Origin of the sequence: Sphingomonas morindae (assembly GCF_023822065.1) — a bacterium.
In the GTDB taxonomy this organism is placed as follows: Bacteria; Pseudomonadota; Alphaproteobacteria; order Sphingomonadales; family Sphingomonadaceae; genus Solisphingomonas; species Solisphingomonas morindae.
Genome location: NZ_CP084930.1, coordinates 1193754 through 1214664, shown reverse-complemented (window position 1 = coordinate 1214664; position 20911 = coordinate 1193754). Strand labels below are relative to the sequence as shown.

Genomic DNA, 20911 nt, shown 5'->3' with positions numbered 1-20911 from the left:
TTACTTCACGACATAGGGGAGCAGGCCGAGATGCCGCGCGCGCTTGATCTCGCGGGCAAGCTCACGCTGCTTCTTGGCCGACACCGCGGTGATGCGGCTGGGCACGATCTTGCCGCGCTCGGACACGAAGCCCTGCAGCAGACGGACATCCTTGTAATCGATCCGCGGCGCGTCCTTCGCGGAGAAGGGGCAGCTCTTGCGGCGGCGGAAGAAGGGGCGGGCCATTCTTGTCTCTCCTCAGGGCTCAGGCGGCGCGCTCGGGACGGTCGGCGCGCTCGGGGCGCTCCGCATCGTCACGCTCGCGGCGGCCGCGGCGGTCGCGCTCGTTGCGGCGCATCATCGCCGACGGGCCCTGCTCATGCGCATCGACGCGCACGGTCATGTAGCGGATCACGTCCTCGTTGATCGCGATCTGGCGCTCCAGCTCGGCGATGGCGGCAGCGGGGCCGTCGATCTCGAGGAGCACATAATGCGCCTTGCGGTTCTTCGCGATGCGATAGGCGAGGCTGCGGAGACCCCAGGTCTCCGTCTTGACGATCTTGCCGCCCAGCGACTCGACGATCTCGGTCGCGGTCTGGGCAAGCTGGTCGACCTGCGCCTGCGCCAGATCCTGGCGCGCGAGGAACACATGCTCGTAGAGAGCCATGTGGCCTTGTCCTTCCATGTTGGCCGATCGCTGGCATGGCGCCCATCGCCATGCCCCTCCGGCTGTCTTCCAAAAAACGCCGGGGCGACGGACTCGGCGTCCATCACCCCGGATCGGCGGCCCCTAGCGGAAAGCCGCCGCGCTGGCAAGCGATCGGCCGCCGCGGAGCGACGCCGCGCCCGCGCCGCGGCCCCGACGGGCGGCGGCAACCCGGCTTGCCTTGTTTCCGTCACACCCCTATCGCGGCGCGCCTGATCAGCAGGAGAGGATCATGCGGGCCTTCATCTTTCCCGGCCAGGGCAGCCAGTCGGTCGGCATGGGCCAGGCGCTCGCCTCGGCCAGCGCGGCGGCGCGCGAGACGTTTCAGGAGGTCGACGAGGCGCTCGGCCAGAATCTCTTCCGGCTGATGGCGGAAGGCCCGGCCGACGCGCTGATGCTCACCGAAAATGCCCAGCCGGCGATCATGGCCAACGCCATCGCCACGCTGCGCGTGCTGGAGCGCGAGGGCGGGGTGAAGCTGGTCGACGCGGCCGCCTATGTCGCGGGCCACAGCCTCGGCGAATATAGCGCGCTGTGCGCCGCGGGCGCGCTCGGCCTTGCCGAGACGGCGCGGCTGCTGCGCACCCGGGGTGCCGCGATGCAGGCGGCGGTGCCGGTCGGGCAGGGCGCGATGGCGGCCCTGCTCGGGCTCGATTTCGAGGCCGCCCGCCAGATCGCGGCCGATGCCGCCGAGCATGAGGTGTGCGAGGCCGCCAACGACAATGCGCCCGGCCAGGTGGTGATTTCCGGGGCGAAGGCGGCGGTGGAGCGCGCGGTGGAGCTGGCCAAGGTGCGCGGCGGCAAGCGCGCCATGCTGCTGCCCGTCTCGGCGCCCTTCCATTGCGCGCTGATGGAGCCGGCGGCGCGGGTGATGGACCAGGCGCTGGCGCGCGCCGATCTGCGCGCGCCGCTGGTGCCCGTCTTCGCCAATGTCACCGCCGCGCCGGTGGCCGATCCCGCCGCCATCCGCACCTTGCTGGTGGATCAGGTGACGGGCACGGTGCGCTGGCGCGAGAGCGTCGCCGCGATGGCCGAGGCCGGCGTCGCCGAATTTGTCGAGTTCGGCGGCAAGGTGCTGGGGCCGATGGTGAAGCGGATCGCCCCCGAGGCAGGCGCGATCTCGCTCGTCACCATGGCCGATATCGAGGCTTTCGCAAAGACGCTCTGACGGAGACTGACATGTTCGACCTCAACGGCATGACCGCGCTGGTGACCGGCGCGAGCGGCGGCATCGGCTCGGCGATCGCCGCGACGCTGGCGGCGCAGGGGGCGCGGGTGGCCGTGTCCGGCACGAGCGAGGAGAAGCTGCGCGCGCTCGCCGCCGGCCTGCCCGGCGATCCCGTGCCGCTGGCGTGCGATCTGTCCGACACCGCCGCCGTGGACGGGCTGGTGCCGCGCGCGGTGGAGGCGCTGGGCGGCCGGCTGGACATTCTCGTCAACAATGCCGGCGTGACGCGGGACAATCTCGCCATGCGCATGAAGGACGAGGAGTGGGAGCAGGTGATCCGGGTCAATCTGGAGGCCGCCTTCAGGCTCATCCGGGCCGCCGCCAAGCCGATGATGAAGCAGCGCTTCGGGCGCATCATCTCGATCACGTCGGTGGTCGGCGTCACCGGCAATCCGGGCCAGGCCAATTATGCCGCGTCCAAGGCGGGGCTGATCGGCATGTCCAAGGCGCTGGCGCAGGAACTGGCGAGCCGCCATATCACGGTCAATTGCGTCGCCCCCGGCTTCATCGCCTCGGCGATGACGGATGCCCTGTCGGAGCCGCAGCGCACCGCCATTCTCGGCCGCATTCCGGCGGGCGCGCTGGGCAGCGGGCATGATATCGCCGCCGCCGTCACCTATCTCGCCGCGCGCGAGGCGGGCTATGTGACCGGCCAGACCTTGCATGTGAACGGCGGAATGGCGATGATCTGACCATAAGCTGCGGCAGGCCGCGCGGGGGGCTCCCCTGGCGGCGCCGGACCCTTGGTCCCCCTTGCGCGCCCCGACGGTCGCGTCTAGGGCGGCGACAGTACTAGCCCTAAAAGGTCGAAGGGAAGACCATGAGCGAGACCGCCGAGCGCGTTAAGAAGATCGTCGTTGAGCATCTCGGCGTCGAAGCCGAGAAGGTGACGGAGGAAGCCAGCTTCATCGACGATCTCGGCGCCGACAGCCTCGACATCGTCGAGCTGGTTATGGCGTTCGAGGAGGAGTTCGGGGTCGAGATCCCCGACGACGCCGCCGAGAAGATCACGACCGTGAAGGACGCGATCACCTATATCGACAGCCACAAGGGCTGAGCCGACCGCCCGTCGGTCGGACATGCGGCCCCCGCCCCGGTCAGCCGGTGCCGGGGGCCGTTTTCTTTTTGAGCCGGCGATCCCACATGGGGTGGCCGCGCGCCGGCGCCGGGGCTTCAGCCCCGTCAGGGCCGCCGGGCGCATGAGAGACGAGAGGATTTGCGCATGCGCCGTGTAGTCGTCACGGGTCTGGGGCTGGTCACGCCGCTCGGCGCGGATGTCGAGACCGCCTGGGCGAACATCATCGCCGCCAAATCGGGCGCCGGCCGCATCACCCGCTTCGATGCCTCGGCCATGGCCTGCCAGGTCGCCTGCGAGGTGAAGCCGGCCGATCATCCCTATGGCTTCGACGCCGGCAAGCGCGTGGATCACAAGGTGCAGCGCCAGGTCGATCCGTTCATCGTCTATGGCATCGATGCCGCCGGCCAGGCGCTTGAGGATGCCGGGCTGCTCGACATGGCCGACGAAACGCGCGAGCGCGCGGGCCTGTCGATCGGCTCGGGCATTGGCGGCCTGCCGGGCATCGAGAGCGAATCGATCGTGCTGCACGAGAAGGGGCCGCGCCGCGTCTCGCCCCATTTCGTCCATGGCCGGCTGATCAACCTCATCTCGGGCCAGGTCTCGATCAAATATGGGCTGAAGGGCCCCAATCACGCGGTCGTCACCGCCTGCTCCACGGGCGCGCACGCGATCGGCGACGCCGCGCGCATGATCGCCATGGACGATGCCGACATCATGCTCGCGGGCGGCGCCGAGGGGGCGATCTGTCCGCTCGGCATCGCCGGCTTCGCCCAGGCGCGCGCGCTTTCCACCAGCTTCAACGACACGCCCGAAAAGGCCAGCCGACCCTATGACAAGGATCGCGACGGCTTCGTCATGGGCGAGGGCGCGGGGGTGGTGGTGCTCGAGGAATATGAGCATGCCAAGGCGCGCGGCGCCAAGATCTACGCCGAGGTGATCGGCTATGGTCTGTCGGGCGACGCCTATCACGTCACCGCGCCGCATCCCGAGGGCGATGGCGCCTTCCGTTCGATGCGCATGGCGCTGAAGAAGTCGGGCCTCGCGCTGGAGGATATCGACTATATCAACGCCCATGGCACCTCGACTCCGCTGGGCGACGAACTCGAGCTGGGCGCCGTCCGGCGGCTGTTCGGCAGCGCGATCGGCGGGCTGTCCATGTCGTCCACCAAATCCGCGATCGGCCATCTGCTGGGCGGCGCCGGGGCGGTGGAGAGCATCTTCTGCATCCTCGCGCTGCGCGACCAGATCGTGCCGCCGACGCTCAACCTCGACAATCCGAGCGACAGCTGTCTCGGGGTCGATCTCGTGCCGCACACGGCCAAGCAGCGGACGGTGCGGGCGGTGCTGAACAACAGCTTCGGCTTTGGCGGAACCAACGCCAGCCTGGTGATGCGCGCGGTCTGAGGCGGGGCGATGCGCCGGCTCCTGCTCCTGGTGCTGGCGGTCGCCGCCATCGGGCTTGGCGGCGCCACCTGGCTGTGGCGGGGCCCGGGCCCGCTGCCGCGCCAGACCAGCGTCGCCATTCCCGAAGGCGCCACGCTGGCGGTGGCGGCGCGCGAACTGCGCCGCGCGGGCGCGATCCCCTCGATCGAGCTGTTCCGCCGCCTGGCCCGGCTCTTCGGATCGTCCGATCCGATCCGCGCGGGCGAATTCGCCATCCCCGCCGGCGCGAGCCCGGCGCGCATCCTCGATCTGCTGCAGCATGGCCGGCCGCTGCTGCATCTGCTGACCGTGCCCGAAGGCATGCCCTCGGTGCTGGTGCACGACAAGCTCGCCGCCGCCGCCGGCCTGATCGGCCCCGCGCCGACGCCCGCCGAAGGCAGCGTGCTGCCCGACAGCTATGCCTATCAGCCGGGCGAGACCCGCGCCGCGGTGGCGGCGCGCATGACGCGGGCGATGGACACGCAGCTCGCGCGGCTCTGGCAGGCGCGGGCGCCGGGGCTGATCGTCACCAGCCCCCGCGAGGCGCTGATCCTGGCCTCGATCGTGGAGAAGGAAACCGCGATCGCGGCCGAGCGGACCACCGTCGCCGCCGTCTACGCGAACCGGCTGCGCCTGGGCATGCCGCTCCAGGCCGATCCCACCGTCATCTACCCGATCACCAAGGGCCGCCCGCTCGGCCGTCGCATCCGCGAATCGGAGCTGCACGCGCGCAACGGCTATAACACCTATGCCATGGCCGGCCTGCCGGCGGGGCCGATCTGCAATCCCGGCCGCGCCTCGCTGGCGGCGGTGCTGCACCCCGCGCCCAGCAAGGCGCTCTACTTCGTCGCCAATGGCAAGGGCGGCCATGTCTTCGCCGATACGCTGGCGGAGCATAATGCGAACGTGGCCAAGTGGTTCGCCATTCGCCGCGCGCGGGGCGAGATGTAGCCCGCGCGCGGCGGGCGCTCAGATCTCGCCGATCATGTCCCACAGGGCGGCGAGGCAGGCCGCGCCCAGCCGCTTGGACCGCTCGGCCGACCAGCCGAATTCGGGCGAGGGCAGATCGTCATTGTCCTTGAACGGCATCTCGAGCGTCATCGCGACGCAGCCGAAGCGCTCGGCGAGCTGGTTGGTGGACATGGTGAGATTGGCCTTGCCGGCACCCGCCACGCCATAGCCCCGCCGCGTCTGGAAATCGGGGGTGCGCCGCACCAGCGCGGCGCTGTAGCGCGCGAACAGCGCGGTCTGGCGCTCGGTCAGCGAGGGAATGCCCTCGAACCCGGCCAGGAAGACGTGCGGGATCGCCTCGTCGCCATGCACGTCCATGGCGAAATCCACGCCGGTCTGGTCCATCGCGTTGCGCACCGCCAGCACCTCGGGCGCGCGCTCGGCGCTGGGCGCATGCCATTCGCGGTTGAGGTTCACGCCCGCGGCATTGGTGCGCAGATGTCCGCGCGCCGATCCGTCCGGGTTCATGTTGGGCACGATATGGAAGGTGGCGCGGGTCCGCAGCGCGCGCGCGATCGGATCGGCGGGATCGGTCAGCGCCTCGAGCGCACCCTCCATCCACCATTCCGCCATGGTCTCGCCGGGATGCTGGCGGCCATAGAGCCAGACGCGCACCGGGCCATCGCCCAGCGTCAGGCAATCAATCTCCCGCCCGTCCAGGCTCTGGCCGAGCGAATAGGCGCGGACGCCCGGGCAGGCGCCGATCCGCGCGACCAGATCCAGATGCCGCTCCAGCGAATAGGGCGCGAAATAGGCGAACCAGATGCTGTCCGTCTCCGCGACATGGCTGAAGTGCAGCACGCCCTCTTCGTAGCGCGTGTCGGGCACGCGCCGCCAGGTCACCCGATCCTCGGACCAGCAGGCCTGGTAGCCCGGCCATCCATCGGGATAGGCCGAGCCGCCGGCATTGCCGATCTCGTAGCTGATCCGCCGTCCGCGCACGCCCAGCACGCGGAAGTGGAACCATTGGTAGAAGTCGGACTGATGATCGGGGACGATCTCCAGGCCGACCCGATCGTCGAGGATCGAGGTCAGCCGGATATTGCCACTGTCGAAGGCGGACGAGACGCGGATAGTCATTTCACCGTGATAGTGCGTCCTGATTCTCCGGGAAAGCCCGTGAACAAGGCGTTGGCGAGCTTGGCCACCGCGGCGTCCGGCTGCGAGGCGGGATCGGCGCCGCGCGCCTCGGTCTGGGCGCGGCCTTCCCAGATCACCGTGCCCTCGGACCGGCGCTTGAGCTGGACCATCAGCCGCGTGCCGATGATGTAGCGCGGATGATTGCCGCCGACCGGCACCGTGACGCCCAGGCCGCCACCCACGGCGGTGCCGCCATGGCGATAGCCGCCGCCACCACCAAAGCCGCCCAGGCCGAAGCTGAAGCCGCTCTGGCGCGCGCTGAGATCCTCGCGCGTGCCGCGGTCGACGATCACCGACGCGACCAGATCGGCATCGGCGATCGACGCGGCGGGGGTGAAGCCCGTGCGCTGCAGCGCGCCCGCGACGATCTGGTTATAGCTCGATTGCTCCAGGCTGTCCGCGCCCAGCCCGGGCGGCACCGCCTGGCCGGCGGGCACGCCCTGCTGGACGACGAAGCTGCCCCGTGCGATCGGATCGGCGAGGTGGAAGCGCGTCACCTCCACGGGCGGGGTGGTGGTGCAGCCGGCGAGCGCCAGGGCGAGCGCGGCGGCGGAAGCGAGCGGGGCGGCGCGGCGGAACGGAACCATCTTTCGGATCTCTCCCTGGCCGGCCAGGCGGAGCCCGGCCATGATCTTGCACGATACGATATATAGGGAACGTCCGATCGCGCGGAAACGCTGCACCCGAAATGAACGGAGCGGCGGACTTGACTCAGGCGCCCGGCTCCCATAGGCGGACGCCTCGTTTTTCCAGCCAATCGTGCGCGCGCGAGCGCCACATCAAGCAAGGCATAGGCGTCGCGCCATGAAGATTCGCAATTCGCTCAAGTCGCTCAAGGGCCGTCATCGCGATAACCGGGTGATCCGCCGGCGCGGTCGCACCTATGTGATCAACAAGACCAACCGCCGCTTCAAGGCGCGCCAGGGCTGATCCGGCCGGGCGGCGCGTCCGCCCGCGCGGCATGCCGGCCTGTGCATCAGGGCTCGCGGCCATAAGGCCCGCGGGCCTTTTTGCGTGCTCCGCCGGCGCGTGCTAGCGCAGCAGACAGGCCAGGCCGACCAGAATCACGGCGCCGAGCACCAGCAGCGTGCCGGCGCCCGGTCGCTCGCCGCGCATCAGCGGCAGCAGCGGCTGGATCCACCAGGCAAAATTCGGCGCGGGCGGATCGCTCGGCCGGTACGGCGAGGGATCGTCGGGCGGCTCGGGCCCGTCGCTGCGGCGGGCGTCCTGCGGCACCGCCAGCGGCATCGCGGGCGGGGCAGCGACCTGGCCGGGCTGTGCCGGCCCCGCGCCCGAGGCGGCGCCCATCGGAACATCGGCGGCGCGCGCCGCCGAATCGGGCGCGGGCGTCGCCACGGGCGCGGCGAAAGCCTGATCGAGCCCGCTCGGTGCGGTCATCCCCGCCTCGGGCGCCGGGGGGGCGGACCTCGCGGCGGCGGCATGTCCGGCGGGGGCGGGCGGCGCCGCGGCGGCGGGCGACGCCGGATCGGGCCGCGCGGCGGAGACACGGCCATAGGGTCCGAGCGCGGTGCCCGGCGCGCGCGGCGGCGGTGGTGCCTCCGGGATCGGGGCGCCTGCCGATGATCGCGCGGAGGGCGTCGCGGCGGCGCGGGCCGGGCGTCCATAGGCGAGCAGCGGCGCCTCCGCCTGCGCGCCCGGCGCGGGCGATTCGGGCGCCGGCTCCGCCTGGCTTCCGTCGCGCGGCGAGGCGGCTTTCGCGGTGGGGCCGGGCGCCGCCGGGGCGGGTGACGTGCCGGTCAGCCCCGCGATCAGCGTGCCGAGCTGGCGGACCAGCCCGGTCGCGCCACCCTGCGGGGCCGGCACCGGTGGAGCGGCGGGCGACGCTTCAGGAGCCGGCGACGCGGCGGGGGCGGGCTGGCCGCGCGGCGCCGGCGCGGCGGGGGCGCCGGGCGTGGTCACGGCGCGCTGCGGCACCGCCACGCTGGCGAGACGCGGAAGCGCGCGGGCACGGGCCAGCGCCGCCTCGGGCAGCGGCTGATCGAAGGCGATCGTCATCCGCTGGGCGCGGCTTTCCACCACCTGCGCCAGCCGGACGCCGACCCGATCGATATGGAGCTTGAGCAGGCTCTGCTCGGGCAGCGGCGCCTCGGTGGCGAGCGTCGCGCCCGTCTCGGTCAGCTGCTCGATCACCACGTCCACCGGCGCGCGGGCGGGATCGCGGCGGGTGAGCAGAGCGTCCAGCGCGATCGTGGGGCTGGCGCCGATCGGCGCGGTGGGTTCGATGCGCATCCGCCGGGCGCCCGCTGCTGGTGCAAAGCCCGCACGCCTAGCCGGCGAAGATTAAGGCCGCGCTAAGCGCCGCCCGGGGCGATTACGCGGCGCGCCCGGCCGCAGCCGGGCGCGCCGGCGCTCAATCGGCGTGGTAGTTCTTGAGCTCGTCGCCGCGCAGGCGGACGACATGGAGGACGTTGGTGGCGCCCGGCGTGCCGAAGGGCACGCCCGCCATCAGCACCACGGGATCGCCGCCCTTCGCCACGCGCGCGCGCAGCGCCATCCGCCGCGCCTTGGCGACCATCTCCTCGAAGCTGGCGATGTCGCGCGTGTGCACCGCATGGGTGCCCCACACCAGGCCCAGCCGCCGCGCCGTCTCCAGCTTGGGGGTGAGCGCCAGCATCGGCACGCGCGGCCGCTCGCGCGAGACGCGCCGGACGGTGCCGCCGGAGCTGGTGTAGCAGACGATCGTCGCCGCCGAGACGGTATCGACGATGCGCGCCGCCGCCGAGGCGATGGCATCGGCGGTGGTGGCGTCCGGCCGCGTCTCGGTGAAGTGGACGCGCGCGAAATAGGCGGGATCGCTTTCCACGGTGCGGGCGATGCGGTCCATCATCGCCACCGCTTCCTCGGGCCAGTCGCCGGCGGCGCTTTCGGCGGAGAGCATGATCGCGTCGGCGCCGTCATAGATGGCGGTGGCGACGTCGGACACCTCGGCGCGGGTCGGCGTGGGCGCCTTGATCATCGATTCGAGCATCTGCGTGGCGACCACCACGGGCCGGCCGAGCGTGCGCGCGGCGGCGACGATGCGCTTCTGGATCGGCGGCACCTTCTCGGGCGGCAGCTCGACGCCGAGATCGCCGCGCGCCACCATCACCGCATCGGCCATCTCGACGATCTCCTCGAGGCGATCGATCGCGGCCGGCTTTTCGAGCTTGGCGAGCAGCGCGGCGCGGCCGCCGACCAGCTTGCGCGCCTCGGCGAGATCGTCGGGCCGCTGCACGAAGGAGAGCGCGATCCAATCCACCCCCTGTTCGAGCGCGAAGGCGAGATCGAGCCGGTCCTTCTCGGTGAGCGCGGCGAGCGGCACCACCACGTCGGGCACGTTGAGCCCCTTGTGGTTGGAGAGCGGGCCGCCGACCTCGACGATCGTCTCGATCCGCTGGTCGTCGCACTCGGTGACGCGCAGCACCAGCTTGCCATCGTCGAGCAGCAGCCGCTCGCCCGGCCGCAGCGCCTGGTAGATTTCCTTGTGGCGGAGGTGCACGCGCCCGGCATCGCCCGGCGTGGGATCGCGGTCGAGCACGAAGGTCTCGCCCTTGCGCAGCGTCACCAGCCCTTCGGCGAAGGTGCCGACGCGCAGCTTGGGCCCCTGGAGATCGGCCAGGATCGTGGTCGGCCGATTATATTTTTTCTCGAGCGCGCGGATCGCCACCACCGAGGCGGCATGATCGGCATGATCGCCATGGCTCATATTGAGGCGGAAGGCGTCCGCGCCGGCGATGAACAGGGTTTCGATCATCTCGGGCGACCGGCTGGCCGGCCCGAGCGTCGCGAGGATGCGCACCTTGCGCTGGCGCGGCTCGAGTGCGCTCGTCTTGATCGACATGACCGATCGGGCTCCTACATGGTTGCGAGCGACTGCCTCTAGGCAGTTGGAGCGATAGATCAACCGAGGAGTGATCCATGGACATCGAAGCCGTTGACGATCGGGTGGCGGCGGCCGCCTTCCGGCGCCTGGTGCGGCACCTGCGCCATCGCGCGGACGCGCAGAATGTCGATCTGATGGGGCTCGCCGGCTTCTGCCGCAACTGCCTGTCGGACTGGCTGGCCGAGGCGTCCGCGGGCACGCTGGACAAGGCGGCGGCGCGCACCGCGATCTACGGCATGCCCTATGACGAGTGGAAGGCGCGGCACCAGGCCGAGGCCACGCCCGAGCAGCTGGCGCGCATGGCGGAGAGCGTGCGCCGCAACCAGCCCGCTTGAGCCCGAGCCCCGCCTCCCCTATCCCCGCGCTCCATCCGAATCGGGAGCGGGGACACCCATGAGTGACGGCAACGTCGCAGCCGATCAGCTGCGCCTCTTCATCGAACGCATCGAGCGCTTGGAGGAAGAGAAGAAGGGCATGCAGGACGACATCAAGGACGTCTATCTGGAGGCCAAGTCGCAGGGCTACGACCCCAAGACGATGCGCCAGATCGTGCGGCTCCGGAAGATGGAGAAGAATGCGCGCGACGAGGCCGAGGCGCTGCTCGAGACCTATAAGGCGGCGCTGGGCCTGAGCTGAGCCGGGCGGCGCGGCGCGGCGGCGGGTCGGCACCCGGCGGCCGCCCGTTGCGCCGGCCGCGCGGCGACCGTAGAGCAAGCGACCGATTCAGGCGCACAAACAGGACGAGAACGGCGATGGCCGGCCATTCCAAGTTCAAGAACATCATGTACCGCAAGGGCGCACAGGATAAGAAGCGTTCGGCGCTCTTCTCCAAGCTCTCGCGCGAGATCACCGTCGCGGCCAAGGCCGGCCTGCCCGATCCGGACATGAACGCCCGGCTGCGCTCGGCGATCGTCGCCGCGCGGGCGCAGTCCATGCCCAACGACAATATCCGCCGCGCCATCGAGAAGGCGGCGGGCAACGAAATGGATAATTTCGAGGAGGTCCGGTACGAGGGCTTCGGTCCCGGCGGCGTCGCGCTCATCATCGAGACGCTGACCGACAATCGCAACCGCACCGCCACCAATGTCCGCACCGCCGTCTCCAAGAATGGCGGCAATCTCGGCGCGAGCGGCGCGGTCAGCCATGGCTTCGACCGGCGCGGGCTGATTAACTATCCGGCCAAGGCGGGCGATCCTGACACGGTGTTCGAGGCCGCGCTGGAGGCGGGCGCGGAGGATGTCTCCTCCTCGGAGGATGGGCACGAGATCTGGACCGCGGTCGATTCGCTGCACGAAGTGGCCAAGGCGCTCGAGGCCAAGCTCGGCGAGCCCGAGGGCGTGAAGCTCGCCTGGCGGCCGCAGACCCAGGTTACGCTGACCAGCGTCGAGGATGCGCAGCAACTGCTCAAGCTCATCGACGCGCTCGACGATGACGATGATGTGCAGACGGTCTGGGGCAATTACGACGTGCCCGATGCGGTGATGGAGCAGGTCGGCTGAGCCCGCGGCCGCCCCGCGCCGGCCGGCCTTCATGCTGATCCTCGGCCTTGATCCCGGGCTGGGCTCGACCGGCTGGGGCATCATCCGCGCCGAGGGCAATCGCCTCGCCCATATCGGCAATGGCCAGATCCGCACCGAGCCCGGCATGGCGCTGGCGCGGCGGCTGGCGCTGCTGCACGGCGCGCTGGTGGAAATGATCCGCGCGCACCGGCCGGATTCGGCGGCGGTGGAGGAGGTGCTCGGCAACTCCAATCCGCAATCCACGCTCAAGCTCGGCCAGGCGCGCGGCGTCGTGCTGCTCGCCGCCGCGCAGGCCGAGCTGGTGGTGGGCGAATATCATCCCTCGATCGTCAAGAAGGCGGTGGTCGGGACCGGCGGCGCCGACAAGGCGCAGATCCAGGCGATGGTGGCGCGGCTGCTGCCGGGCGTGCGGCTGGCCGGCGCCGACGCGGCCGATGCGCTGGCGGTGGCGATCACCCACGCGCATCATCTCGCCTCGGCGCGGGCGCTGCTGCGGCGCGCGTCATGATCGCGCGGCTCAGCGGCCTCCTCGCCGAGCTGGGCGCCGATCATGCCGTCGTCGACGTGCAGGGCGTCGGCTATCTGGTGCAGCTGTCGGGGCGGACGCTGGCCGCGATCGGCGCGCCGGGCGGCGAGGTGCGGCTGCTGACCGAGCTGCACGTGCGCGAGGATGCGATGACGCTGTACGGCTTCGGATCCGCCGCCGAGCGCGATTGGTTTCGCCTGCTCACCGGCGTGCAGGGCGTGGGTGGGCGGGTTGCGCTGGCGATCCTTTCGGTGCTCGCCCCGGACGAGCTGAGCCGCGCCGTGGCCGCCGCCGACAAGGCGATGGTGGCGCGCGCCAATGGCGTCGGGCCGAAGCTGGCGCTGCGCATCGTCACCGAACTCAAGGACAAGGCGGGGCCGGCGCTGGCGGCCGTGGGGCCAGGCGCGGGCGCGGGCGGGGCGGCGGCGGGGGGCGGCGCCGCGGCGGACGCCGCCTCCGCGCTCGCCAATCTCGGCTTCCGCCCGGCCGAGGCGCAGGCGGCGGTGACCGCCGCCGAGGAGGAACTCGGCCCCGGCGCGACGCTCGACGCGCTGGTGCGCTTGGCCTTGCGCAAAGCCGCGCGCTGATGATCCGGCGCGGCGGGGCGGGGGCGGCGATCGCCGCGCTGCTCGCCGCCATGCTCTGCTTCCAGCTCGGCGCCTCCACCGCCAAGCAGCTGTTCGGCCAGATCGGCGCGGACGGCACCACGGCGCTGCGCAACCTGCTGGGCGGTCTGATGCTGGCGCTGGTGCTGCGGCCCTGGCGCCGGCTTCCGCCGCGGGCCGCATGGCCGGCGCTGCTGGTCTATGGCGTCGCGCTCGGCACGATGAACCTGCTCTTCTATCGCGCGCTGCGCACCGTGCCGCTGGGCGTGGCGGTGGCGATCGAATTTGTCGGGCCGCTCGGCGTGGCGGCGGCATCGATCCGGCGGCCGGCGGAGGCGCTGTGGATCGCGCTGGCGCTCGCCGGCCTCGCCTGTCTCCTCCCCTGGCACGAGGCGGCGCACGGCGTCGATCGCGCGGGTGCGCTCTACGCGCTCGGCGCGGGCGGGCTGTGGGCCATCTATATCCTGGCCGGGCAGCGCGCGGGCGGCGCGCTCGGCGCGCACGCCGTCGCCTGGGGAACGCTGGTGGCGGCTTTGGTCTGCGCGCCCATCGGCATCGCCTCGGCGGGCCGCACGCTGCTCGATCCGGCGGTGCTCGGGCTCGGCCTGCTCGTCGCGCTGCTGTCGAGCGCGCTGCCCTATTCGCTGGAGATGATCGCGCTCACCGCGCTACCGGCGCGCGCCTATGGCACGCTCACCAGCCTCGATCCCGCGCTCGCCGCCTTGGCCGGGCTGGCGCTGCTCGGCGAGCGGCTGGCGGGCGTGCAATGGCTCGGCATCCTCGCCATCGTCGCCGCCTCGATCGGCACGACGCGCGCGCTGCGGCCGACGCCGCCGATCGCCGGCGGCGCCTGATCCGGCCTCAGAGCGTCACTTCGGCGATGTTGTCGGCATAGGTCTGCTTGGGATCCTTGCCGAACAGGCGCGACACAAAGGCCCCGATCGACGAGCCCGTGACCCAGATCTCGGCGGTCTCGACGTCAAGACGGAGCAGGGTGAGCTTGGGATCGGCGCGGCCATGCTCGAACCAAGCCTCGACATGCTTGTCCCACAGCCGGTCGATCACCGCCTCGTCGCGATCGACGCTCAGCTCGCCATGGATGCTGGCGAAGAGATCATGACCCTTGCCGGTATAGGTGGCGATCGCGCGATGCGACTGCTCGAGCGCGGCGACCAGCCCATTGTCCTTGGTGGTGAAGAACCAGAGCGGGCCGGTATCGCCCTCGCTCTTGGCGGTCATTGGCTGGGTATGGCCGTCGCGCGCGCCGTCCAGCCCGAGCATCATGAAGGGCGAGGCACCCAGATCCTTCCAGAACTGCGCCTTGATATCGGCATCGCTAGGCATGATGCGCTCCTTGCTGCAATTTCGGCCCAACCGGCAAAGAGGGCGGCCGGTTCCGAGCGGGTTGCGGCGCCGGGCGGGCGGGGCCATAGCAAGGTGATGCTCGTTCGCCTGCTTCCGCTCGCAGTGATTCTCGCTGCGCCGGCCGCCGCCCAGCCCGGGCCGGGCGCAGCGCCGCCCGCCGCCGCGCCCTTGCGAGGGCCGCCCGCCGCGGCCTGCCCGCCGCCGCCGGGCTTCGCCGCCTGGACCAAGCCGATGCCGATGGTGGCGGCGGATCATCTCGCCACCGCGCCGCTGCCCGAGCTGGATCTCGGCCGCGCCGCCGTGCTCGCGCTCGCCCCCAGCGAGAAGCTGCGTTATGCCGCCAAGCCCGGCAAGGCGGGCGGCGCCCCCAGCTATGGCGGGCTGATCGCCTTCACCGCACCGCGCGCCGGCCGCTACCGCATCGCATTGGGCGCGCCGGCCTGGCTCGATGTGGTGCGGCGCGGGCGGGTGCTGCGCTCGACCGCGCACGCCCATGGCCCGGCCTGCGGCACGGTGCGCAAGCTCGTGGACTTCACGCTCGCGCCGGGGCGGTACACGCTGCAACTGGCGGCCGCGCCCGCGCCGACGCTGACGCTGATGGTGGTTCGCCAGCCGTGAGCGACGAGCGGCTGCTCAGCCCCGAGCGGCTGGGCGAGGATGTGGATGCCGCGCTGCGCCCCAAGACGCTCGACGATTTCGTCGGCCAGGCGGCGGCGCGCGAAAATCTGCGCGTCTTCATCGGCGCCGCCAAGGCGCGCGGCGAGGCGATGGACCATGTGCTGTTCTTCGGCCCGCCGGGGCTCGGCAAGACGACGCTGGCCCAGATCGTCGCGCGCGAGCTTGGCGTGGGGTTCCGCGCCACCTCGGGCCCGGTGATCGCCAAATCGGGCGATCTCGCCGCGCTCCTCACCAATCTCGAGGAAGGCGATGTCCTCTTCATCGACGAGATCCACCGGCTCGCGCCGGCGGTGGAGGAAGTGCTCTATCCCGCGATGGAGGATCGCGCGCTCGATCTGATGATCGGCGAGGGCCCCTCGGCGCGCTCGGTCCGGATCGATCTGCCGCGCTTCACGCTGATCGGCGCCACCACCCGCCAGGGCCTGCTCACCACGCCGCTGCGCGATCGCTTCGGCATTCCCGTCCGTCTGCAATTCTACACCGTGGACGAGCTGGAGCGCGTGGTAGGCCGCGCCGCGCGGCTGCTGGCGCTGCCGATCGCGCCCGACGGCGCCCGCGAGGTGGCGCGGCGATCGCGCGGGACGCCGCGCATCGCCGGCCGGCTGCTGCGCCGGGTGCGCGATTTCGCCCATATGGCGGGCGATCCGCTGGTGGACGCGCGCGTCGCCGACGCCGCGCTCAACCGGCTCGAGGTGGACGCGCTCGGCCTTGATGCCATGGACCGGCGCTATCTGCTCATGATCGCGGACATCTACCGGGGCGGCCCGGTGGGCGTGGAAACGCTGGCGGCGGGGCTGGCCGAGCCGCGCGACACGATCGAGGAGGTGATCGAGCCCTATCTCATCCAGCTCGGCCTGCTCGCGCGCACCGCGCGGGGCCGCTGCCTGACGGGACGCGCCTGGACGCATCTCGGCCTGCCGCCGCCCGCCGGCAGCCAGGAGGGGCTGTTCGATTGAGGGTGGCGGCGGCGCCCGCCCGCGCCGCCGGCCCGGCGCTCAATCCGCCAGCCGCGCGGCGTGCCAGCGCAGATGATCGGGCATGAAGGTCGAGATGAAATAATAGCTGTGGTCATAGCCCGGCTGCAGGCGCAGGGTGAGATCGATCCCCGCCGCGGCGCAGGCCTGGCGCAGCAGCTCGGGCCGCAGCTGCTCGGCCAGGAAGGGATCGGCATCGCCCTGATCCACCAGCAGCGCGGGCAGGCGCGCGCCATCCTCGATCATCGCCACCGCATCGTGCCGGCGCCAGGCGGCGCGATCGAGCCCGAGATAGCCGGTAAAGGCCTTCTCGCCCCAGGGCACGCGGCTGGGCGCGACGATCGGCGCGAAGGCGGAGACGGCGCGGTATCGGCCCGGCGCGGCGAGCGCGAGGGTGAGCGCGCCATGCCCGCCCATCGAATGGCCCATGATCGACTGGCGCGTCGCATCGGCGGGAAAGGCGCTGGCGATCAGCGCCGGCAATTCCTCGGCGATGTAGCGGCGCATCGCATAGGGCCCGCGATAGGGGGCCTCGGTCGCATCGAGATAGAAGCCCGCACCCAGGCCGAAATCATAGGCGCCGGCAGGATCGTCGGGCACGCCCGGCCCGCGCGGGCTGGTATCGGGCGCGACGAAGATCAGCCCCAGCGCCGCGCAGGCGGCGCGATACTCGCCCTTTTCGACGACATTGGCGGGGGTGCAGGTGAGGCCCGACAGATAGGTGACGACGGGCAGGCGCGCGCCCGGCGAATGATCGGGCACATAGACGGCGAAATCCATGTCGGTGCCGGTGGCGGTGGAGGCATGGCGGTACAGGCCCTGGGTGCCGCCATGCGCGCGCGCGGTGGAGAGCGTCTCGATCATCAGGCCAGCCGATGCGCGGCGCACAGCTTGTTGCCGGCGGGATCGCGCAGATAGGCGAGATAGAGCCGCCGGTTCTCCGTCGCCTCGCGGATGCCGGGCGGATCCTCGATCGCGGTGCCGCCCGCCGCCAGCCCGGCGGCGTGCCAGCCGCGTACTGCCTCGGGCGAGGCGGCGGCGAAGCCGATCGTGCCGCCATGGGCGGGGCGGGCGGGCGCGCCATCGATCGGCCGCGTCACGAGGAAGCGGACGCTCCCGCTGCTATAGACCAGCCGGCCGCGTGCATCGAGCTGGCCCGGCGCGATCCCCAGCGCGCCCAGCGCGGCATCGTAGAAGGCGCGGGCGGCGTCGAGATCGTCGGCGCCGAGCATGACATGGCTGAACATGGCGCGGCTCAGTAGACGACGACGGAGCGGATGCTCTCGCCGGCGTGCATCAGATCGAAGCCGCGGTTGATCTCGTCCAAGCTGAGCACATGGGTGATCATCGGATCGATGGCGATCTTGCCGTCCATATACCAGTCGACGATCTTGGGCACGTCGGTGCGTCCGCGCGCGCCGCCAAAGGCCGTGCCCTTCCACACGCGGCCGGTGACGAGCTGGAAGGGGCGGGTGGCAATCTCCTTGCCCGCCTCGGCGACGCCGATGATGATCGATTCACCCCAGCCGCGATGGCAGCATTCCAGCGCGGTCCGCATCACCTCGGTATTGCCCGTGCAGTCGAAGCTGTAATCGGCGCCGCCATCGGTGAGCGCCGCGATCTCGGCGATCAGCGCGGCGCGATCCTTGCCGCGCGCGTCGATGAAGTGGGTCATGCCGAATTGCCGGCCCCAGGCCTCGCGATCGGGATTGATGTCGACCCCGACGATCGCCCCCGCGCCGACCAGCCGTGCGCCCTGGATGACGTTCAGCCCGATTCCGCCCAGTCCGAACACCACGATGGTGGCGCCCGGCTCGGCCTTGGCGGTGTTGACCACCGCGCCCACTCCGGTGGTGACGCCGCAGCCGATATAGCAGCTCGACTGGAAGGGTGCGTCCTTGCGGATCTTGGCGACCGCGATCTCGGGCAGCACGGTGAAATTGGAGAAGGTGGAGCAGCCCATATAGTGGAAGATGGGCGCGCCCTTGTAGCGGAAGCGCGTGGTGCCGTCGGGCATCAGCCCCTTGCCCTGGGTGGCGCGGATTGCGGTGCAGAGATTGGTCTTGCCCGAGAGGCAGCTTTTGCACTGGCGGCATTCGGGCGTGTAGAGCGGGATGACGTGATCGCCCGGCGCCACCGAGGTGACGCCCGCGCCCACCTCGCGCACGATGCCCGCGCCCTCATGGCCGAGAACCGAGGGGAAGAGCCCCTCCGAATCGAGCCCGTCCAGCGTATAGGCGTCGGTATGGCAGATGCCGGTCGCCATGATCTCGACCAGCACCTCGCCCGGCCGCGGGCCTTCCAGATCCAGCTCGACAATCTCCAGCGGCTGTTTCGCCGCGAAGGCGACGGCGGCACGTGTCTTCATAGTCTCAGCCTCCAGAGCTTTCGCTGTCTCCCTTAAACGCTCCGGACGCGCCGGGGGAAGCGGTGGCGTCGCCAGGCTGGACGGGCGCGACGCGCACCTGGTCGCGGCCGCCGCGCTTGGCGGCATAGAGGGCGGCATCGGCGAGGCCCAGCGCATCGCCGATCGGATCGCCCACCGCGAAGCGCACCGAAGCGACGCCGCTGGAGAAGGAGATGGGGCGCCCCTCCAGCGATTGCAGCGGATTGTCGATCAGGCTCTGGCGGATCCGCTCGACCACGCAGGCCGCCTCCTCGGCTGGGGTGCCGGGGAAGAAGATCGCGAACTCCTCGCCCCCCCAGCGCGCCACCACATCGAGCCGCCGCAGCCCGGCGCGCAGCCGGCCGGCAAAGGCCTGGAGCACGCGATCGCCCTCGCCATGGCCATAATGATCGTTGATCTTCTTGAAATGATCGAGATCGACCAGCGCCAGCGCGGCCTCCTCGCTCAGCCTGAGCTGGGGCGTCACCCGCTCCAGAAAGCCGCGCCGGTTGCGCAGGCCGGTGAGCGCATCGTCATGCGCGGCGGCATCGAGGCGGGTGATCTGCTGGCGCGTCGCGGCGGCGGCGGCGGTGACGCTGGTCAGCAGCCGGCCGATCTGATCCTCGCCGCCGCTCGGCAGCGGCGTCACGCGCTCGCCGCGCTGCAAGGCGAGCAGCGCCTCGGTGGCGTGATCGATCGGCGCGAGCAGCGCGCCCGCCCCCGACAGAGCGAGCAGCGCGCCGGCCATGGTGGCGATCAGCACGGCCAGCACCGGGGGCCAGCGCCAGCTGTGCGTCGCCAATTGCCAGCCGATCAGCGTGACGAGCGGCAGATGCGTGCCGAGGAAGCAGAGGAGGAAGAGCCGCAGTCGGAAATCGCGCGGGAAGAGAAAGCCGGTGGCCAAATAGAAACGCATGGGCGTTTTCTGTCCGGCCCCGGCGCGGCGCTGTAAAGCCGATCGCGCCATTCCGGCGGCAATGTGCCCGACAGCGGCGGCGAAACGAGCGAAGCCGTGCGACTGGTTGAAAAAATTAAGTCAATACCGTGACTTGAGTCTTGATCGTGATCAAAGCCCGGTTCGCCTAAAAGGCGGGCGCGATCTTGGCATCGGGCATTGGCGCGCCGAGGATGCGCGCCACCGAGGGCGCAATGGCGCGCATGTCCACCAAGCCCAGCGCGCCATGGCGGTGCACGCCCGGGCCCGCGACGATCAACGTCGCCCGCATCGCCGGCAGATCGGGGCTATAGCCATGCATGCCGCGCAGCACCGAGGGGCGCGCCGGTGGCGCCGCCGGATCGGTGCCCGTCTCATAGCCGGGCTTGAGCGCGATCAGGAAGCTCGCCTCCGCCGGGCCGCCGGCGGCGCGGATCTCCGCCGCGTCGAGCACGCGGTCGATGCCGAGCGCGGGCGTGGCGCGCATCGTCTCGAGCAGCGCCCGCACGCGCGCGACCAGCGCCGCGTCGTCGGGGTGCTTCAGCCGGATGGCGGCGGTGCCGCCCGCGATCCAGGGCTCGGCCAGCCAGTCGGTCGGCTTGCCGTCGGCCCCGATCTGGATGAGGCCGGCCGCGATGAAGGGCGCGAACAGGTTCACGTCGGTCGTCACGGGCGCGAAGCCATGATCGGAGACGATGACGATGGTGGTATCGGGCCGCGCGGCGCGCGCCGCATCGATCAGCGCGCCGACCAGCCCGTCGGTGCGCGCGATCGCGGCCTTGGCGGCCGCCGAATCCGGACCGTCATGATGTTCGACATGGTCGATGCCGGCCAGATACACGGTCATGAAGTCCGGCTTGCGCTCGGCGAGCAGCCGCGCCGCGAAGCGCACCCGGGCGGCATCGCCATCCACGCTCTCGTCGATGCCGAGCGGATAGGCGCCGAGCGCGGCTTCCAGCGGCGGCAGCAGCCCCGGCGTGGCGAGCGCGGCCAGCAATTTGCGATCGTCGGGCTCGCCCGTGCGCCAGATCTGCGGCAAATTATAGTCGACGCCCTCGGCGCCGACCGAAACCGGCCAATGGACATTGGCGGTCCGCAGCCCCGCCCGATGCGCCGCCTGCCACAAGGTCGGCACCTTGATGTCCTGGCTGTACCAGGTCCAGCCCATCTGGTTGTGGTTGAGCGGATCGAAGCTGAGATTGTTGGCGATGCCGTGCACCGCCGGCGCGACGCCGGTGAGCAGCGTGACATGGCTGGGATAGGTGAGGCTGGGCAGCACGCCCACCACCCCATCGGCATAGGCGCCCTCGCGCATCAGCGCCCGCAGCCGAGGCGCCGCGATACCGCGGGCCTCGGCCTCGATGATGTCGGCGGGCCGGAGCCCGTCGAGCGAGATCATGAGGACAGGCGAAGCCTGTCCCGCCGCGGAAAGCGCGAGCAGCGCCGGCAGCGCGAAGCGGAACAGGCCCCGCATGA

Annotated in this window: 26 protein-coding genes; 14 read left to right on the top strand and 12 right to left on the bottom strand. The window is 71.2% G+C overall.

The genetic code is table 11. The features are described 5' to 3' along the window. Complete coding sequence (rpsR, locus tag LHA26_RS05935; protein ID WP_019833151.1) at positions 1 to 225, bottom strand: 30S ribosomal protein S18; 225 nt, start codon at positions 223 to 225, stop codon at positions 1 to 3. Between the two features lie 19 nt (positions 226 to 244). Then, positions 245 to 646: a 30S ribosomal protein S6 gene (gene rpsF, locus LHA26_RS05930; protein WP_252167809.1), complete on the bottom strand. Its 402-nt coding sequence runs from the start codon at positions 644 to 646 to the stop codon at positions 245 to 247. Between the two features lie 271 nt (positions 647 to 917). On the opposite strand from rpsF, the gene fabD reads away from it, so the two are divergent. The 5 genes from fabD (at position 918) to mltG (ending at position 5364) form a co-directional block, all read left to right on the top strand. Beyond that, positions 918 to 1853 carry an ACP S-malonyltransferase gene (gene fabD / locus LHA26_RS05925; protein WP_252167808.1) on the top strand — a complete coding sequence of 312 codons (936 nt, stop codon included), beginning with the start codon at positions 918 to 920 and terminating at the stop codon, positions 1851 to 1853. Positions 1854 to 1864: 11 nt separating this feature from the next. Then, the gene (gene fabG / locus LHA26_RS05920; protein WP_252167807.1) at positions 1865 to 2605 is read left to right on the top strand and encodes a 3-oxoacyl-[acyl-carrier-protein] reductase; all 741 of its coding nucleotides are present in this window, start codon (positions 1865 to 1867) and stop codon (positions 2603 to 2605) included. Between the two features lie 128 nt (positions 2606 to 2733). Further along, positions 2734 to 2970 carry an acyl carrier protein gene (locus LHA26_RS05915; RefSeq protein ID WP_252167806.1) on the top strand — a complete coding sequence of 79 codons (237 nt, stop codon included), beginning with the start codon at positions 2734 to 2736 and terminating at the stop codon, positions 2968 to 2970. A gap of 165 nt (positions 2971 to 3135) precedes the next feature. Beyond that, on the top strand, positions 3136 to 4395 hold the full coding sequence (fabF, locus tag LHA26_RS05910; RefSeq protein WP_252167805.1) for a beta-ketoacyl-ACP synthase II: 1260 nt from the start codon (positions 3136 to 3138) through the stop codon (positions 4393 to 4395). Between the two features lie 9 nt (positions 4396 to 4404). Continuing rightward, entirely contained in the window at positions 4405 to 5364 is a 960-nt protein-coding gene (gene mltG, locus LHA26_RS05905; protein ID WP_252167804.1) for an endolytic transglycosylase MltG, read from the top strand. A gap of 18 nt (positions 5365 to 5382) precedes the next feature. Here mltG and LHA26_RS05900 read toward each other — a convergent pair whose 3' ends face one another. Next, positions 5383 to 6504, bottom strand: coding sequence for a M14 family metallopeptidase (locus LHA26_RS05900; protein WP_252167803.1), 1122 nt, complete (start codon positions 6502 to 6504; stop codon positions 5383 to 5385). Then, positions 6501 to 7151: a DUF4136 domain-containing protein gene (locus LHA26_RS05895; protein WP_252167802.1), complete on the bottom strand. Its 651-nt coding sequence runs from the start codon at positions 7149 to 7151 to the stop codon at positions 6501 to 6503. The genes LHA26_RS05900 and LHA26_RS05895 overlap by 4 nt, the downstream gene beginning before the upstream one ends. 217 nt (positions 7152 to 7368) lie before the next feature. Here LHA26_RS05895 and ykgO point away from each other — a divergent pair, with 217 nt between their 5' ends. After that, the gene (gene ykgO, locus LHA26_RS05890) at positions 7369 to 7494 is read left to right on the top strand and encodes a type B 50S ribosomal protein L36 (protein ID WP_004210176.1); all 126 of its coding nucleotides are present in this window, start codon (positions 7369 to 7371) and stop codon (positions 7492 to 7494) included. Between the two features lie 102 nt (positions 7495 to 7596). On the opposite strand, the gene LHA26_RS05885 is transcribed toward ykgO, so the two are convergent. Together LHA26_RS05885 and pyk are read right to left on the bottom strand one after the other, a co-directional pair. Continuing rightward, a complete protein-coding gene (locus LHA26_RS05885; protein WP_252167801.1) occupies positions 7597 to 8814 on the bottom strand; it encodes a hypothetical protein in 1218 nt (405 codons plus the stop codon). A gap of 121 nt (positions 8815 to 8935) precedes the next feature. Continuing rightward, the gene (gene pyk, locus LHA26_RS05880; RefSeq protein WP_252167800.1) at positions 8936 to 10405 is read right to left on the bottom strand and encodes a pyruvate kinase; all 1470 of its coding nucleotides are present in this window, start codon (positions 10403 to 10405) and stop codon (positions 8936 to 8938) included. A gap of 77 nt (positions 10406 to 10482) precedes the next feature. On the opposite strand from pyk, the gene LHA26_RS05875 reads away from it, so the two are divergent. The 6 genes from LHA26_RS05875 to LHA26_RS05850 all read left to right on the top strand — a co-directional run bounded on the left by LHA26_RS05875 (position 10483) and on the right by LHA26_RS05850 (position 13952). Beyond that, positions 10483 to 10782 (top strand): DUF1244 domain-containing protein, encoded by a 300-nt coding sequence (locus tag LHA26_RS05875; protein WP_252167799.1) that lies wholly within the window; start codon positions 10483 to 10485, stop codon positions 10780 to 10782. A 58-nt stretch (positions 10783 to 10840) separates the two neighbouring features. Beyond that, the gene (locus LHA26_RS05870; protein WP_252167798.1) at positions 10841 to 11083 is read left to right on the top strand and encodes a DUF2312 domain-containing protein; all 243 of its coding nucleotides are present in this window, start codon (positions 10841 to 10843) and stop codon (positions 11081 to 11083) included. Positions 11084 to 11199: 116 nt separating this feature from the next. Then, on the top strand, positions 11200 to 11946 hold the full coding sequence (locus LHA26_RS05865) for a YebC/PmpR family DNA-binding transcriptional regulator (protein ID WP_252167797.1): 747 nt from the start codon (positions 11200 to 11202) through the stop codon (positions 11944 to 11946). Positions 11947 to 11977: 31 nt separating this feature from the next. Continuing rightward, positions 11978 to 12475, top strand: a complete 498-nt coding sequence (ruvC, locus tag LHA26_RS05860) for a crossover junction endodeoxyribonuclease RuvC (protein WP_252167796.1) — start codon at positions 11978 to 11980, stop codon at positions 12473 to 12475. After that, entirely contained in the window at positions 12472 to 13080 is a 609-nt protein-coding gene (gene ruvA, locus LHA26_RS05855) for a Holliday junction branch migration protein RuvA (protein ID WP_252167795.1), read from the top strand. The genes ruvC and ruvA overlap by 4 nt, the downstream gene beginning before the upstream one ends. Beyond that, positions 13080 to 13952: an EamA family transporter gene (locus LHA26_RS05850; RefSeq protein WP_252167794.1), complete on the top strand. Its 873-nt coding sequence runs from the start codon at positions 13080 to 13082 to the stop codon at positions 13950 to 13952. Before ruvA ends, LHA26_RS05850 begins: the two co-directional genes overlap by 1 nt. Positions 13953 to 13959: 7 nt before the next feature. On the opposite strand, the gene LHA26_RS05845 is transcribed toward LHA26_RS05850, so the two are convergent. Next, positions 13960 to 14442: a pyridoxamine 5'-phosphate oxidase family protein gene (locus tag LHA26_RS05845; RefSeq protein WP_252167793.1), complete on the bottom strand. Its 483-nt coding sequence runs from the start codon at positions 14440 to 14442 to the stop codon at positions 13960 to 13962. 96 nt (positions 14443 to 14538) lie between these two features. Here LHA26_RS05845 and LHA26_RS05840 point away from each other — a divergent pair, with 96 nt between their 5' ends. Both LHA26_RS05840 and ruvB read left to right on the top strand, forming a co-directional pair. Further along, positions 14539 to 15081 (top strand): homogentisate 1,2-dioxygenase, encoded by a 543-nt coding sequence (locus LHA26_RS05840; protein WP_252167792.1) that lies wholly within the window; start codon positions 14539 to 14541, stop codon positions 15079 to 15081. Next, positions 15078 to 16097: a Holliday junction branch migration DNA helicase RuvB gene (gene ruvB / locus LHA26_RS05835; protein ID WP_252167791.1), complete on the top strand. Its 1020-nt coding sequence runs from the start codon at positions 15078 to 15080 to the stop codon at positions 16095 to 16097. Before LHA26_RS05840 ends, ruvB begins: the two co-directional genes overlap by 4 nt. Positions 16098 to 16136: 39 nt before the next feature. Here the strand turns inward: ruvB and fghA are convergent, their stop codons facing one another. From fghA to LHA26_RS05810, 5 genes are all read right to left on the bottom strand, one after another. After that, entirely contained in the window at positions 16137 to 16979 is an 843-nt protein-coding gene (gene fghA, locus LHA26_RS05830; protein WP_437441236.1) for an S-formylglutathione hydrolase, read from the bottom strand. Then, the gene (locus LHA26_RS05825; protein WP_252167790.1) at positions 16979 to 17362 is read right to left on the bottom strand and encodes a VOC family protein; all 384 of its coding nucleotides are present in this window, start codon (positions 17360 to 17362) and stop codon (positions 16979 to 16981) included. Before LHA26_RS05825 ends, fghA begins: the two co-directional genes overlap by 1 nt. Positions 17363 to 17370: 8 nt before the next feature. After that, on the bottom strand, positions 17371 to 18483 hold the full coding sequence (locus tag LHA26_RS05820; protein WP_252167789.1) for an S-(hydroxymethyl)glutathione dehydrogenase/class III alcohol dehydrogenase: 1113 nt from the start codon (positions 18481 to 18483) through the stop codon (positions 17371 to 17373). 4 nt (positions 18484 to 18487) lie between these two features. After that, positions 18488 to 19417: a GGDEF domain-containing protein gene (locus LHA26_RS05815; RefSeq protein WP_252167788.1), complete on the bottom strand. Its 930-nt coding sequence runs from the start codon at positions 19415 to 19417 to the stop codon at positions 18488 to 18490. 166 nt (positions 19418 to 19583) lie between these two features. Next, the gene (locus LHA26_RS05810; protein WP_252167787.1) at positions 19584 to 20909 is read right to left on the bottom strand and encodes an alkaline phosphatase family protein; all 1326 of its coding nucleotides are present in this window, start codon (positions 20907 to 20909) and stop codon (positions 19584 to 19586) included. Positions 20910 to 20911 lie beyond the last annotated feature (2 nt).